We start from the raw sequence: 15,372 nt of genomic DNA on the forward strand, positions 1-15,372 counted from the left end.
TGGAAAATTTATGATTTCTATGCTTAACATTTTTATTTACAAATTCCTAATAGAAATATAGAATAATACTATATGTAAACTATGTGAAATTTCTTTTAATATTAAATATTTTATTATTTAGTTAAAGGATTTCCTTATTTTATTGAATTTTAATACAACTAACTAAAGGAGGCGTATTGCATGAAAGATGTAATTTATGTAACTGGACATAAAAATCCAGACTCGGACTCAATATGTGCTGCTTACGCATATACTGAATTCAAAAATAAAATTGGCGATATTGAAACTATTGCTTGTAGATTAGGTGATGTTAATCAAGAAACTCAATATATCTTAGATTACTTCAACGCTGAAGCTCCACAACTTTTAAAAACAGTTAAATTAAAGGTAGAAGACTTACAATTTGATAATATAAGTCCTGTATCTCCTGAGCTTTCTTTAAAGACAGCTTGGACTATAATGAGAGATAAAAATATAAAAACATTACCTGTTGCAGATGAAAATAACCATCTTTTAGGGGTACTAGCAGTATCTAACCTTACATCTTGCTACATGGATATTTGGGATAACAGAATTTTAGCTAAAAGTAATACAACATTAGATAATATTATTGATACTTTATCTGCTAAAGCTTCTTATATTAATGAAAATTTAACTACATTCCCAGGTAAAATAGTTGTTTCAGCTATGCAACCTGACACTATGACTGGTCATATTGAAGAAGGTGATATTGCAATAGTTGGAGATAGAGAAGAAGCTCAAGCTGAATTAATTAAACTTAATGTTTCATTAATGATTGTAACTGGAGGATATGCTCCTTCTCAAAACATAATTGAATTAGCTAAAGAACATGGTGTAACTGTTATAGTAACTCAACATGATTCATTTACAACTTCAAGACTTTTAGTTCAAAGTATCCCAGTTGGGTATGTTATGGTAAAAGAAAATATAGTTTCTTTCACAACTGATGATTTAGTTGATGATATAAAAGGAATTATGACTGAAACTAGATTTAGAAGCTACCCTGTTTTAGATCAAAACGGAAGAGTTGTTGGTACAGTTTCTAGATACCACTTAATTTCTAACCATAAGAAAAAAGTTATTCAAGTTGACCACAATGAAAGAGGTCAATCTGTTGATGGATTAGAAGATGCTGAAATAGTAGAAATTATTGACCACCACAGAGTAGCTGATATTCAAACAAATAATCCAATTTACTTCAGAAATGAACCAGTTGGAAGTACATCAACAATAGTTGCTAAATGCTTCTTTGAAAATGGAATCAGACCTTCAAGAAAGGCTGCTGGATTATTATGTGGTGCTATAATTTCTGATACATTATTATTCAGAAGTCCAACTTGCACTCCACAAGATCAATATACTTGCAAAAAGCTTGCTGAAATTGCTGATATAAACATAGAAAAATTTGCAAAAGAAATGTTTAAAGCTGGTACTTCATTAAAAGGTAAAACTGTTGAACAAATCTTTAATTCAGACTTCAAACCATTTACTATTGAAGATACTAAAGTAGGTATTGCTCAAGTTAACACAATGGATATTGAAGGATTCATGCCTTTAAAAGAAGAAATGTTAAATTATATGGATCAAAAGGCTAAGGAAGCTGGATTAGATATGGTTATGTTATTATTAACTGACATATTAAATGAAGGTTCTGAAATATTAGTTACAGGTGCTAAACCTGAAATAGTTGAAAAGGCATTTAATGTTACATTAAAAGACAAAGGTGCATTTTTACCAGGAGTTCTTTCAAGAAAGAAACAAGTTGTACCTCCAATAACTAATGCAATAACTGCTTAATTAATATAAGGTAATTTTAAAATAGGACTTTTGCACTAAATAATTAGTGTAAAAGCCCCATTTTTTACTCATTATCAATCACAATACCAAGCTTAGTTGAAATTATGGTATTAAGCTTGTTTATTGAAAATGTTAATGTCATTATTTGTTTTTCTAATCGTATTAATAAATATGCACTAATAGCTACTGGAAAACCTACATTAGCAATTAAATTTACAAGTTCACTTATCTCCATAAATTTACCTCCTAAAAATAATATTTACACTTAATATATATCCAGTAACTACTTAATTTTTATTTATATTTTAAGCTTTTTATTATTTATTCTCTAAAAGCTCATTATATCTTTTCATAATTTTTATTAAAATTTCATTATTAACATCAAACTTTATATCATCAACTTGAGATATTGGCAATATAGCAACTGAAGTTCCTGAAATAAATAATGAATCTAAATCACTTATTTCAGAGGCCTTTATTTCTTTTTCTTCTACTTCTATCCCTAGTGATTTTGCTATCTTAAATATTTTATCTCTTGTAATTCCCCTAAGCACTGCTTCACCTTTAGCTGTTATAAGATTTTTATCTTTTATTCCAAAAAAGTTTGATTTACTACCTTCTGTAATAAAACCATGCCTATCTACTAAAAGTGCTTCATGAGCATTAGCTTCCTTCATTTTTTCTGCAACTTTTGCTCTAAACGCTGTACTAACTACCTTTAAATTTGGATTTTCTCTTTCTCCATAATAAAGAATAACCTTTACTCCTTTTTTATAATATTCCTTTGAAGGATAAGAATGCATTATATAATAAATCTTAAAGTTATTATTATTTACATTGCATGTTATTTTTATATTTCCTAAAGCATTATCATTTTTTTTAATTACTTCAATTATTAACTTTTCTATTTCATCTTCATCATAAGGAAATTCTTTATTAATTAATTTAAATGACTTTTTCATTCTCTCTAAATGATCTTTTAAAAATGCAGGCTTTCCATTAACAACTCTTAAAACCTCATATATTATTTTTTCCTTAGAGTCTTCATCAGTAAATTCCTTTATTGGATATATTATCCCATTATTTAAATAGTATTTATTTATAGCTTCCATAAAAAATTACACTTCCCTTGAAATTTGTTATTTCCATTTTAATATTTCAAATTTATTATGCTTTTTATAATTAATTAAATAAGGATTACCAACTAAATCTAATAAAGGCTTATCCGAAAGGGAATCTGAAAACATATATGAATTTTTAAAATCAGCTTTTATATTTTTTTCTTTCAAAACTTTTTCTAATCTTTTAACTTTTTCTTCACCTTTACAATTATTCCCGCTCATTTTTCTTACAAACTTTCCATTTTCAAAAATAAACTTTGTTCCAATTATTAAATCAACTTCTTTAATTGCATAAAATTCCTTAATATAAAATTCTGGTGATGCCGATATAAGAATTACCATATAACCTTCATTTTTTAATTTTTTAATCATATTTACAGCATCTTCATAAAGTATCGTACTTAATCTTTCATCATAAAATGATTTTGTTAATATTGCTAATTCCTTTTCATCTATATTTTCTATAAACTTTAAAAAACATTCTTTAACTCTTTTTTCATCATATACCTTTATTCCATACATAAGTCCTGAGTACAAAGCCCTAGGTAAAAATTTTATGTTTTTTATATCTTTTGATACAAGATACTTAAAAAATTCCATTAATGTTTCTTTTCTTGTTATTGTATAATCTATATCAAATATAGCTAGTTTCTCCATCCTTCTCCTCCATTATGTTTTAAGGGCTGAGCATTTAATTTTGCTTCAGCCCCATATTTTAATTTAATTTTTTTATAAAACTTTCAATTCTATTAAGTCCTTCTTTAATTGCTTCCATTGAAGTTGCATAAGAAACTCTTATATAATTGTTTAACCCAAATGCCTTTCCTGGAATAACTGCTAACTTTTCATTTTCTAATAAACTAGCACAAAACTCCATTGAATCATTTAATATTTTTCCATTTATTTCTTTACCTAAGCAATTTTCTATATTAATCATAATATAAAATGCTCCCTTAGGTTTGACTATACTTAAATTATCAATACTTTCAATTCTATTTATCATATAATTTCTTCTTTTTTCAAACTCATTAATCATTTTTGTTATTTCATCTTGTGGCCCATTTAATGCTTCTAAAGCCGCATATTGAGTTATTGAACAAACATTTGAAGTTACATGACTTTGAATACTTATCATTAATTTTGCTATTTTTTCACTTGCAGCACAATATCCTATTCTCCAACCTGTCATTGCATATGACTTAGATAACCCATTGATAACAATAGTTCTTTCATATGCATCTTTTGAAAGACTTGCAATACTTATATGATTTTCATTATCATATATAAGTTTTTCATACATTTCATCTGAAATAATAATAATATTATATTTTTTAGCAAAATCAGCTATTACCTCTAATTCTTCTTTATTATATATAGTTCCTGTTGGATTGTTAGGTGTGTTTAATACAATAGCTTTTGTTTTTGCAGTAACTGCCTTTTCTAAATTTTCCTTAGTAAATTTATAATTTGATTTTTCATCACCTTCTACAAATACAGGTTTTCCATCAGCTAATTTAATAAGTTCAGGATAGCTTACCCAATAAGGCGTTGATACTATTACCTCATCTCCAGGATTTAGTATTGCTAAAAATGTATTTGCTAAACTTTGCTTTGCTCCTGTAGAAACTACTATTTGTGATGGATTATACTCTAGCCCATTATCATCTTTAAATTTTTTACAAATTGCTTCTCTTAATTGAAGAATTCCATTAACACTTGTATATTTTGTATTTCCATCTTCCATTGCCTTAATCGCTGCATTAATTATATTTTTAGGTGTATTAAAATCTGGTTCTCCTGCACTAAAACTAATAACATCTATTCCCTTTTCCTTCATTTCTTTAGCCTTTGCTGTTATTGCTAAAGTTAATGATGGTTCAATTGCTTGTGCTTTTCTTGATAATTCCATTTATATGCCCCCATTATTTTCTTTTATCAAAATTAATAAATTTATTTAAACATTCTTCATTTAGTCCATAGCTACCAATGGATAAATTATCACTACCAATATGCCTTCCATGATAATCACTTCCACCACTTACACAAAGCTTATATTTTCTAGATAAATTAAAAAATTTATTAATATCTCCTTGTGAATGACTTGGATGATAAACTTCTATTCCCTTCAATCCAAAGCACCTTAATTCTCTTAATATATTTTCAACTTCAATTTTTCTGTATATTTGCCCCGGATGTGCTAAAATTGGTACTCCTCCACAATTATTAATAACATCTATACATTCTCTATAATTTAATCTAAAACCCTTCACATATCCAGGCTTTCCTTGTACTAAATAACTTCTAAATGCACTTTTATAGTTATCAAAATATCCTTTTTTAACCATTGCATTAGCGATATGACTTCTTCCAACTGTAGATGTATGATCTATATCTAAATCATCTAACTTTAAATTTATATTATAATTTTTTAAATTATATAATATCTTTTCTACTCTTTTTATTCTTTGTACATTCAATTCATTAACAAGTGATTTTAAATCATCATTTTCAATATCTATAAAATATCCAAGTATATGAAGTTCCATATCATTATATTCAGTACTTAATTCAATGCCTGGAATTATGACTAAATCATCATAGCTATTTCTAGTTACATATTGAGATGATATAGAATCATGATCTGTTATTGAAATATATTTAATTTTATTTTTTATTGCTGAATCAATTATTTCTTCTGGAGTTTTACATCCATCAGAATAACTAGAATGAATATGTAAATCTGCATACTTCATTTTATTCACCTTTTCTCTTTAAGTGACAATTTACCTTATTATTATAAATACACTTTTATTTAGTTTAGGTTATTAAGTAAATTGCTATTCCTTTATTAATAAAATTTTAATTTTACTTTATTCACTTACCCTATAATAAACTTTTTCTCATATTAAATAAATAATTACTTATTTATATTTTAAGTAATATTTGCCATAATAAAAATATATCATCTTAGCAATAAAATGTAAATTGGAAACACTGAATTTACCTCTCAATTAGCTTTAAAAAAATGGGATGTCGCACTAAAACTTTTATACATAATATATTGTTTTAAAAAATAAAAATCAACACAATATATTGTAGTATTTATTCTTAATGCGACATCCCCTTTAAAATATTAGTCGTTAACTAAAACGTTTGTGTAATATTCAGTTACTTTATCAAATTCAGCTTCTTCTGGAACTATAAGTTCTCCTTCTTCAGTTGATCTGAATAAATATACTGATTCATCTTCTGGATTTTGAGCTAATACATATTCATTTTCTTCAAATTCAAATGCATCAACTATTGGGCAAGATAAAACATTTCCGTTATCATCTTCTAAATCAACAACAAAATGTTCATGTTCGTGCTCTCCACATCCACAGTTATCTCCACATCCATGTTCTTCATGATTATGTCCGCATCCGCAACCTTCATGTTTATTTAATTCATTTTCCATTTTACATTCCTCCCTTAATAGTAAATTAAACATTTTAAAGTAAAAATACACTTATAAAAAATTGTATTATTACTTAAGCTTAACTTATGTAGTCTTTATCATTGTACTCTTATTTTTCAGAAAATAAAAGAAAAAATATTATTTTTTAAATAATATTCTAAATTTTATTAAAATTAATTTTTTTATTATACAAAAAGGAACTGCATTCAAATTAAATTTATTAATCTAATTTGATTCAGCTCCTTCTTAATTATAAATTATTCTTCAGTTGCAAGTTTCTTATAGTTTTCTAATCTTTCCATTGCATCAGCCTTAGTCTTTTCAAATAAAGCATCTGCAACTTCTGGGAATGACTTAGCTAGTGAAGCATATCTAACTTCACCCATTAAGAATTCCTTAAAGTCTCCCTTAGGTTCTTTTGAATCTAAAGTAAATGGATTCTTAACTCCTCTTAATGCAGGATTATATCTATATAAAGCCCAATATCCACAATCTACAGCTTTTTTAGCTTCTGCTTGTGAATTAGTCATTCCAACTTTAATACCATGATTTATACATGGTGAATAAGCTATTATTAATGATGGTCCATTATAAGCTTCCGCTTCAGCCATTGCTTTAAGAACTTGATTTTTATCTGCACCCATGCAAACCTGAGCAACATATACATAACCATAGTTCATTGCCATCATTCCTAAATCTTTCTTCTTAGTTCTCTTACCAGACGCAGCAAATTTTGCAATTGCAGCTGTTGGTGTAGCCTTAGAAGATTGTCCACCAGTATTAGAATAAACTTCTGTATCAAATACTAATACATTGACATTGTCTCCTGATGCAAGTACATGGTCAAGTCCACCATATCCTATATCATATGCCCAACCATCTCCACCAAAGATCCATTGAGATCTCTTAACAAAGAATTCCTTATCCTTTAAAATAGTTTTAGCTATTTCAGTATCAGAATTTTCTAATGCAGCAACTAAAGCATTTGCTCTTTCTCTAGTTCCTGTACTTTCATCTTTATTATCTAACCAATCTTTTAACACAACCTTAGTTTCATCTGATAAATTGCTTTCTAATGCAACTTTAACATTTTCAGCAACCCTATCCCTTATAGCTTGAACTCCTAAGAACATACCTAATCCATATTCGGCATTATCTTCAAATAATGAATTTGCCCATGCAGGTCCATGTCCATTATGATTAACTGTATATGGAGTTGCCGGAGCAGATCCTCCCCAAATTGAAGAGCAACCAGTAGCATTTGCTACCATCATTCTATCACCAAATAATTGAGTTGCAAGCTTAGCATATGGAGTTTCTCCACATCCTGCACAAGCTCCTGAAAACTCTAACAATGGTTGTTCAAATTGGCTTCCCTTTACAGTGTTTTTATTCATAGGGTTTTTCTTAGGTGAAACTTCTGTAGTAACATAATCCCAAACTTCCATTTGATCATGTTGACTATCTTGTGGTTTCATAACTAAAGCCTTATTCTTTGATGGACATACTTGAGCACAGTTTCCACAACCTGTACAATCAAGAGGTGTAATACCAATTGAGAACTTATAAGGTACTTCTGTCTTTATTCCCTTAGCATCAGTAGTCTTCATTGCATCTGGAGCTTTTTCAGCTTCCTCACCTATTAATAAGAAAGGTCTTATTGCTGCATGAGGACATACTATAGAACATTGGTTACATTGAATACAATTTTCTGGAATCCATTCAGGAACATTAATTGCGATTCCTCTTTTTTCATATGCAGCAGTACCTGCCATAAATGTACCATCTTCCATACCATGTTTAACAAATGTTGAAACTGGTAAATCAAAACCTTCTTGTCTATTCATAGGTTCTACTATGTCTTTTATAAATGATGGTACTTCTTTAGTAACACTATCTTCTTCTTCAACTGCATTTGCCCATTCTGCAGGAACTTCTATTTTTACAATAGCATCAATACCTGCATCAATAGCAGCATTATTCATATTAACAACTTTTTCACCTTTTTTACCATATGAAGTAACAACAGCTTCTTTTAAATATGCTACTGCTTCATCTACTGGAATTATATTAGCTAATTTAAAGAATGCAGCTTGCATTATCATATTTATTCTTCCACCAAGTCCTATTTCTTGTGCTATCTTAACAGCATTTAATGTATAGAATTCTATATTTTTATTAGCTATAGTTCTCTTCATTTCAGCTGGTAATTTTTCATTAATTTCTTCTGGTGTCCAAATTGTATTTAATAAGAACTTTCCATTAATTTTTAAGCCATCTAATACATTATATTTATAAACATATGATTGATTGTGACATGCTACAAAATCAGCCTTATCAATTAAATATGGTGATTTAATTGGTTTCTTACCAAATCTTAAATGAGAAACTGTAATACCACCTGATTTTTTAGAATCATATGAAAAATAACCTTGAGCATACATGTCTGTATGATCTCCAATTATCTTAATAGCACTCTTATTAGCACCAACTGTACCATCTGAACCTAATCCCCAGAACTTACATGCTTTAGTTCCCTCTGGAGTAGCATCGATGTCTTCTACTGTTTCTAATGATGTATTAGTAACATCATCAACAATACTAATTGTAAATCCATTTTTAGGCTCGTCCTTTGCTAAATTAGCATAAACTGCAGCTATATCTGATGGATTTGGATCTTTAGAACCTAATCCATATCTACCACCAACTATTAATGGAGCATTTTCTTTTCCAGCAAATGCACTTACTACATCTAAGTATAATGGCTCCCCAATTGATCCTGGTTCCTTAGTTCTATCTAATACTGCAATTTTAGTAACTGTTTTAGGAATTGTAGCTAATAATTTTTCAATTGAAAATGGTCTATAAAGTCTAACCTTTACAACACCAACTTTTTCTCCTCTTCCATTTAAGTAATCTACTGTTTCTTCTGCAACATCAGTTCCTGATCCCATAGCAATTATTATTCTGTCGGCATCTGATGCTCCATAATAATCAAAGCAATGATATTCTCTTCCAGTTAACTTAGTTATTTCAGCCATATATTCTTCAACAACTTCTGGAATGTCTTCATAAAATCTATTTACAGCTTCTCTTGTTTGGAAGTAAATATCCGGATTTTGAGCTGTACCTCTAGTTACTGGATGATCAGGATTTAAAGCACTTTCTCTAAATTCCTTAACAGCATCCCAGTCAACTAATTTAGCTAGTTCATCATATTCTAAAACTTCAATTTTTTGAATTTCATGAGATGTTCTAAATCCATCAAAGAAATTAACAAATGGAATTCTAGTTTTTATTGCTGCTAAATGTGCAACGGCAGATAAGTCCATTACTTCTTGAACTGACCCTTCAGCAAGCATAGCAAAACCAGTTTGCCTAGTTGCCATAACGTCTTGATGATCTCCAAATATATTTAATGAAGATGTTGCTAATGCTCTAGCTGACACATGTATAACACCTGGAAGTCTTTCTCCAGCTATTTTATACATGTTTGGAATCATTAATAATAAACCTTGTGAAGCTGTATATGTAGTTGTATAAGCTCCAGCTTGTAATGATCCATGAACAGCTCCTGCTGCCCCTGCTTCTGATTGCATTTCCATAACTTTTACTGGTTGTCCAAAAATATTTTTTCTACCTTGTGCAACCCATTCATCAACGTGTTCTGCCATTGGTGATGATGGAGTGATTGGATAAATAGCAGTAACTTCTGTAAACGCATATGATACGTGTGCAGCAGCTGTGTTACCATCCATAGTTTTCATTTTTCTCATCTTGTCTACCTCGCTTCCACTTTTTAAAAATTTAAGCATATAAATCATGATATATTAAATATCATTGTTGCTTGCTAATAATTAATAATCTAAGCTTAATAGATAAAATCTAACATCTGCTCTTTATCCTTTGTTTTTCTTGTTAAATTAATCACATATCCTAACATCATTTAGTAAAAATCATTATAAACTTTCTAATTCCATAAGATTTAATTATATTTTTAATTTATTAAATTATTACTTACTTAATAACTCACCAATTTCTTTAGCATATTTTAAATCACTCTTTTCAACAGAATCTTTAACAGTAAATTTTTCTAAAACATTAAATCCATAGTTCTCCATTAAATCTCCCCATTTATCAATAAACTTTGTATCACGCCATCCACATGATCCAAATAAAACTAATGGCTTATTATTAATTTCTAACTCACTTAAGCTATTAATAAAAGGTTTCATATCCACTTCTTCTATTTCATCATTTAACATAGCTGGACTTCCTAATGCAACTGCATCAGCTTCTAATATATCTTCTATAGTAGCATCAGCAACATACTTTATATCAACTTTTGCTTCACTTTCAATGACACCTTCACTTATAGCATTTGCTAAAACTTCTACATTTCCACCATTACTCCAATATATTATTGAAACTTTTTTCATTTTAAGCACCTCTTACATTTTTGTTTTATTTTTCCTGTTAAATTTTCCATTAATTTCATTATATAACAGCAAAAATTTTTTTCAAGTTTTTTTAAAATTATTGGTAATTTTTTACACCAAATTAACAACTTTAAATTTTTCTAATAAAATTTATTTTTTATTTATACTTTTCATAATAACATTTAGTATTGCATCAACACCATTTTTCATTTCACTATTTGTCATATTTTTTATAAGTTCATCTTTTTTATTTCTTAATTGTGATAGCTTTTCTGGCAAATTGTGTTTTTCCTTCATTTCATCTTCATCTAAAATTAATGAATATCCTTCTTTTAAGAAAGAATTAGCATTTAAAATTTGATCCCCCCTACTGCTCTTTTTTGATAAAGGTATTAATAAAGTTGGTTTTCTTAGTGCTAATAATTCAAATATTACATTTGCACCGGCTCTTGATATTACAAAATCAGCATATTGAAGTAAATGTGGTAAATCTTCTTTTACATATTCAAATTGTTTATAACCATTTAATCCTTCTAATGATTTATCTAAATTTCCCTTCCCACAAATGTGAATAACATTAAAATCTTTTAATATTTCATTAATATGATATCTAACTTCATCATTTATACTTTTAGCCCCTAAGCTTCCCCCTATAACTAAAATAACTTCTTTTTCATTATTAAAATTACAGATATCTTTTCCTCTAATTCTACTTCCCTTTAATATTTCTTCTCTTATTGGTGTACCTGTTAATTCACCTTTTCCATCTTTAATGTAATTTAAGCTTTCTCTAAATGTAACACATAATTTATCACAAAATGGAGATGATAACTTATTAGCAAGTCCAGGTGTTAAATCAGATTCATGTGATACTACAGGTATCTTTCTCATTGATGCAGCTATAACAACAGGAACTGCCACAAATCCACCTTTTGAAAAAATAACATCTGGTTTTTCTTTTGCTAATATTTTATTTGCTTGAGCTATACCTTTTATAACCTTAAATGGATCTGTAAAATTCTTCATATCAAAGTATCTTCTTAATTTTCCTGATGAAATTGCAAAGTATGGTATTCCTGCATCTACGATTATTTCCTTTTCAATTCCTTCATAACTTCCAATATACTTTATATCAAATCCCTTTTCTTTTAGCTTTGGTACCAATGCTAAATTTGGAGTTACATGCCCTGCAGTTCCCCCACCAGTCATGATAATTTTGTAATTACTCATTAAAAACACCTCATTAATTATTTATGTATTTTATAACTTTAAACTTAACTGCTAAAAACATTTAACTTATATAAATCAATCACCAAAATAATACAAAAAATAAATTATATTTCCTTAATTAAAATTGTAACCAAATTATATATCTTAAATTCGCACTAACTAATTAAAATTTTAAATCTTTTACTTATCAATATATATTCTACCACTAACCCAGCATTTTTCCACCATTTCCTCTAATTAAATATAATACAAACCTTCTAATTGGATAAGCTATTAACATAAAGATATAAGGAGGTGAATTTAATTGGCACAATTAGTTCCAGATTCTAAAGAAAAATTAGCAAAATTCAAAAATCAAGTTTCTAGTGAAATGGGAGTTCCTTTTTCTGATTACAATGGAAACTTAACTTCAAAGCAATGTGGAAGCGTTGCTGGAGAAATGGTTAAACGTATGGTTGAGCAATATGAAAAAGGAATGAAATAATATAAAAAAATAATAATAGGATACTTAATTATGAGCATCCTATTATTATTTAATTCTAACTCTATCCGAATCTTCATTTTCTCTCACCCTCCATAGTTAAATTATAATATTATAATAATTCCCTGTAAATGAACCTTAAGTAAGTGGTTATTTTTTTACATCAAGGGGTTAAAATATATAACAATAAGGGAGACATTTCTATCTCCCTTATTAAAATAAATTATTTTGCAATTCTATAATTACTTATAACAAGCTGTACTTTTTTATTTCCATTAAATTCATTAACTTCTGGAATACAAATTAAATCTAAATAAAGATTATTTTGTAATCCATTAAATACCTTATTATACTCACTTTCTCCAAGCTCATCTTTTATAGCATTTTCAAATCCTTCAATATCTCCAAAATATATTCCTTCAATATATAGCCTTCCATCACTTAATTTAAGCTTAAGTACATTTTTATTTTTCCCTAATACTTTAGCTTCAACTACCTTAAGCTTTTTCATCCCAAAAGAAGGCTTTGAATTTCCTTTTCCATATGGTTCTAATAATGATATTTCTTCTATTAATTCATAATTTATGTTATTAAGAGTTAATCCCATATCAATTGAAACCTTAGGAATAATATCTTCATTTGTTAATGTTGTAACTTCATTTAATTTTTTTCTAAATGTATTTATATTTTCAATAGGTATAGACATACCTGCTGCCATTGGGTGCCCACCAAACTTACCTAATAATTCTTTACACTTAAGCAACTCTTCAAACATATTATATTCTTCAATTGATCTTCCTGAACCCTTTGCCACTTCATGTGCCTTAGTTAAAATAATCGTTGGCAAATTATATCTTTCTCTAATTCTTCCTGCAATTATCCCTGCAATACTTTCATGAACATCCTCTAAATAAATAACAAGAACCTTATCTTTTGTCATATCATTTTCTTCAATAATTCTAATTGCTTCTTCTAATCCTGCTTGAGTAAGCTCTTGTCTTTCTTTATTCAAATCATTTAACTTCTTAGCTAATTCACTTGCTAACCCTTCATCCTTTGTTAATAATAATTTTAATGCCCATTCAGCTTGCTCTAATCTTCCAGATGCATTTACACATGGCCCAATAATAAATCCAAGAGAATATACTGTTATTACATTTCCTTCTAATCCAGTTTCTTTAAATAATGCCTTTAATCCAATATTGCTAGTATTATTAATTCTCTTAAGACCTTCTTTAACTATTATTCTATTTTCAGAAACTAAATCTACAACATCACAAACTGTTGCAATTGCAACATATTGAAGTAAATCATATAGTTCTTCCTTTGATATATTAAATTCCCTATAAAGACATTGTATAAATTTATATGCTACACCAGCCCCACAAATTTTATCAAATTCATATTTACAATTTTCTTGTTTAGGATTTATTACATAATCTGCTTCAGGTACAACATAAACTCTTTTATCATCTTCATCAACAAAGGGAACATCATGATGGTCTGTGATTATTACTTTTATTCCTAATTCTTTTGCTAATTTCACTTGTTCAATAGCAGCTATTCCATTATCACAAGTAATTATAATATCAATGTTATCTTCACTTGCTTTTCTAATTATACTTTCATTAATTCCATACCCTTCTTTTATTCTATCTGGAATATGAAAACTTACATTTCCCCCACAATTACTTATTGCTCTATAAAGAACATATGTACTTATAACACCATCTACATCATAGTCTCCAACTATAAGTATTTTTTTTCCACTTTTTATACTATTTTTCATTAATTCAATTGCACCAGTCATTCCAAGCATATTTTCTGGTTCATAAAGCTCATTAATAGATGAATTTAAAAAGCTTTTTGCATTATCCAAATTATAAATTCCCCTATTAACAAGTAGCTTTGCCACTATATTGCTTATACCCATTGCTTGGGCAAACTTATCAGTATCAAATCTTACATTTCTAACCATCCACTTTTCCAAAAAAACACCCCCTTTTAGTAGTGACAAGTGACAAGTTAATGTTGAAATTCCTTAGGGAATTTCTTAATTTATTTTTCAAAATTCAACCTAATTGAATTTCTTCCTTAACTTATAACTCTCATTTTAGTTTCAAGTGGCAAGTTTCAAGTGACAAGTTAATGTTGAAATTCCTTAGGGAATTTCTTAATTCATTTTTCAAAATTCAACCTAGTTGAATTTTTTCCTTAACTTGTCACTTGCCACTTACCACTTATCACCTACTCCTAACTATTAAAAAGCATTCCTTTTTTAATCTCTTCTACCTTTTCTGGTTTTGTATGCTTTAATATTTCAAATGCAAATGGAACAGCAGCTGCTGGTCCTCTTCCTGTAATAATATTTCCATCTGTAACTACTAGTTCTTCTTTATAATTGCATCCCTTTAACTCATCTTCAAAGCCAGGATAACAAGTAACATTTTTACCATTTACAATTCCTAATTTACCAAAAGTAATCGGTCCTGCACAAATTGCAGCCACAATTTTATCTTCATTGTAAAATTGCTTTACAACTTCATTAACTTTTTCATCATCTCTTAAATTAACAGCTCCTGGCATTCCACCTGGTAATACTACTGCATCATAATCATATACTTCATCACTTAAAATTTTATCTGCTTTTATTGTAATATTGTGTGATGTTGTTACTTCTAATTCTTTAATGCTAAATGTATTACAAATAACATCTGCTCTTCTTAAAATATCAACAGTTGTTAATGCTTCAATAGTTTCAAAACCTTCTGCTAATAAAACTGCTACCTTTTTCATATAAAACACCCCTTTATTTTAGTTTCAAGT

At 28.4% G+C, this 15,372-nt stretch carries 13 protein-coding genes; 2 read left to right on the top strand and 11 right to left on the bottom strand.

Annotated elements, in window-relative coordinates:
- The first annotated feature begins 180 nt into the window (after window positions 1-180).
- On the top strand, window positions 181-1,818 hold the full coding sequence (locus ACUN06_RS10465; protein WP_294367706.1) for a putative manganese-dependent inorganic diphosphatase: 1,638 nt from the start codon (window positions 181-183) through the stop codon (window positions 1,816-1,818).
- Between the two features lie 64 nt (window positions 1,819-1,882).
- On the opposite strand, the gene ACUN06_RS10470 is transcribed toward ACUN06_RS10465, so the two are convergent.
- From ACUN06_RS10470 to ACUN06_RS10510, 9 genes are all read right to left on the bottom strand, one after another.
- Window positions 1,883-2,053: a YvrJ family protein gene (locus ACUN06_RS10470; RefSeq protein ID WP_133015567.1), complete on the bottom strand. Its 171-nt coding sequence runs from the start codon at window positions 2,051-2,053 to the stop codon at window positions 1,883-1,885.
- A gap of 82 nt (window positions 2,054-2,135) precedes the next feature.
- Window positions 2,136-2,930 carry an aminotransferase class IV gene (locus ACUN06_RS10475; protein ID WP_291731110.1) on the bottom strand — a complete coding sequence of 265 codons (795 nt, stop codon included), beginning with the start codon at window positions 2,928-2,930 and terminating at the stop codon, window positions 2,136-2,138.
- A gap of 27 nt (window positions 2,931-2,957) precedes the next feature.
- Window positions 2,958-3,596 carry an HAD-IB family hydrolase gene (locus tag ACUN06_RS10480; protein WP_291731112.1) on the bottom strand — a complete coding sequence of 213 codons (639 nt, stop codon included), beginning with the start codon at window positions 3,594-3,596 and terminating at the stop codon, window positions 2,958-2,960.
- Between the two features lie 58 nt (window positions 3,597-3,654).
- The gene (locus ACUN06_RS10485) at window positions 3,655-4,848 is read right to left on the bottom strand and encodes a pyridoxal phosphate-dependent aminotransferase (protein ID WP_294367705.1); all 1,194 of its coding nucleotides are present in this window, start codon (window positions 4,846-4,848) and stop codon (window positions 3,655-3,657) included.
- Between the two features lie 13 nt (window positions 4,849-4,861).
- Complete coding sequence (locus tag ACUN06_RS10490) at window positions 4,862-5,692, bottom strand: PHP domain-containing protein (protein ID WP_291731115.1); 831 nt, start codon at window positions 5,690-5,692, stop codon at window positions 4,862-4,864.
- Between the two features lie 380 nt (window positions 5,693-6,072).
- On the bottom strand, window positions 6,073-6,396 hold the full coding sequence (locus ACUN06_RS10495) for a DUF1292 domain-containing protein (RefSeq protein WP_291731117.1): 324 nt from the start codon (window positions 6,394-6,396) through the stop codon (window positions 6,073-6,075).
- Between the two features lie 257 nt (window positions 6,397-6,653).
- Window positions 6,654-10,172, bottom strand: coding sequence for a pyruvate:ferredoxin (flavodoxin) oxidoreductase (gene nifJ / locus ACUN06_RS10500; protein ID WP_449389753.1), 3,519 nt, complete (start codon window positions 10,170-10,172; stop codon window positions 6,654-6,656).
- 237 nt (window positions 10,173-10,409) lie between these two features.
- Window positions 10,410-10,835, bottom strand: a complete 426-nt coding sequence (locus tag ACUN06_RS10505; RefSeq protein WP_291731121.1) for a flavodoxin domain-containing protein — start codon at window positions 10,833-10,835, stop codon at window positions 10,410-10,412.
- Between the two features lie 150 nt (window positions 10,836-10,985).
- Entirely contained in the window at window positions 10,986-12,065 is a 1,080-nt protein-coding gene (locus ACUN06_RS10510; RefSeq protein ID WP_291731123.1) for an undecaprenyldiphospho-muramoylpentapeptide beta-N-acetylglucosaminyltransferase, read from the bottom strand.
- 304 nt (window positions 12,066-12,369) lie between these two features.
- On the opposite strand from ACUN06_RS10510, the gene ACUN06_RS10515 reads away from it, so the two are divergent.
- The gene (locus ACUN06_RS10515) at window positions 12,370-12,549 is read left to right on the top strand and encodes an alpha/beta-type small acid-soluble spore protein (RefSeq protein WP_449389754.1); all 180 of its coding nucleotides are present in this window, start codon (window positions 12,370-12,372) and stop codon (window positions 12,547-12,549) included.
- Window positions 12,550-12,769: 220 nt separating this feature from the next.
- Here ACUN06_RS10515 and recJ read toward each other — a convergent pair whose 3' ends face one another.
- Window positions 12,770-14,524, bottom strand: coding sequence for a single-stranded-DNA-specific exonuclease RecJ (gene recJ / locus ACUN06_RS10520; RefSeq protein ID WP_449390272.1), 1,755 nt, complete (start codon window positions 14,522-14,524; stop codon window positions 12,770-12,772).
- A 275-nt stretch (window positions 14,525-14,799) separates the two neighbouring features.
- Entirely contained in the window at window positions 14,800-15,342 is a 543-nt protein-coding gene (locus tag ACUN06_RS10525) for a DJ-1 family glyoxalase III (RefSeq protein WP_449389755.1), read from the bottom strand.
- Window positions 15,343-15,372 lie beyond the last annotated feature (30 nt).

The organism is Clostridium sp. ETTB3 (genome assembly GCF_053571985.1).

What these genes read in the sequence shown, in the direction of transcription:
- ACUN06_RS10465 (WP_294367706.1), top strand. Translation starts at nt 181, where the DNA reads ATGAAAGATGTAATTTATGTAACTGGACATAAAAATCCAGACTCGGAC.
- ACUN06_RS10470 (WP_133015567.1), bottom strand. Translation starts at nt 2,053, where the DNA reads ATGGAGATAAGTGAACTTGTAAATTTAATTGCTAATGTAGGTTTTCCA.
- ACUN06_RS10475 (WP_291731110.1), bottom strand. Translation starts at nt 2,930, where the DNA reads ATGGAAGCTATAAATAAATACTATTTAAATAATGGGATAATATATCCA.
- ACUN06_RS10480 (WP_291731112.1), bottom strand. Translation starts at nt 3,596, where the DNA reads ATGGAGAAACTAGCTATATTTGATATAGATTATACAATAACAAGAAAA.
- ACUN06_RS10485 (WP_294367705.1), bottom strand. Translation starts at nt 4,848, where the DNA reads ATGGAATTATCAAGAAAAGCACAAGCAATTGAACCATCATTAACTTTA.
- ACUN06_RS10490 (WP_291731115.1), bottom strand. Translation starts at nt 5,692, where the DNA reads ATGAAGTATGCAGATTTACATATTCATTCTAGTTATTCTGATGGATGT.
- ACUN06_RS10495 (WP_291731117.1), bottom strand. Translation starts at nt 6,396, where the DNA reads ATGGAAAATGAATTAAATAAACATGAAGGTTGCGGATGCGGACATAAT.
- nifJ (WP_449389753.1), bottom strand. Translation starts at nt 10,172, where the DNA reads ATGAGAAAAATGAAAACTATGGATGGTAACACAGCTGCTGCACACGTA.
- ACUN06_RS10505 (WP_291731121.1), bottom strand. Translation starts at nt 10,835, where the DNA reads ATGAAAAAAGTTTCAATAATATATTGGAGTAATGGTGGAAATGTAGAA.
- ACUN06_RS10510 (WP_291731123.1), bottom strand. Translation starts at nt 12,065, where the DNA reads ATGAGTAATTACAAAATTATCATGACTGGTGGGGGAACTGCAGGGCAT.
- recJ (WP_449390272.1), bottom strand. Translation starts at nt 14,524, where the DNA reads ATGGTTAGAAATGTAAGATTTGATACTGATAAGTTTGCCCAAGCAATG.
- ACUN06_RS10525 (WP_449389755.1), bottom strand. Translation starts at nt 15,342, where the DNA reads ATGAAAAAGGTAGCAGTTTTATTAGCAGAAGGTTTTGAAACTATTGAA.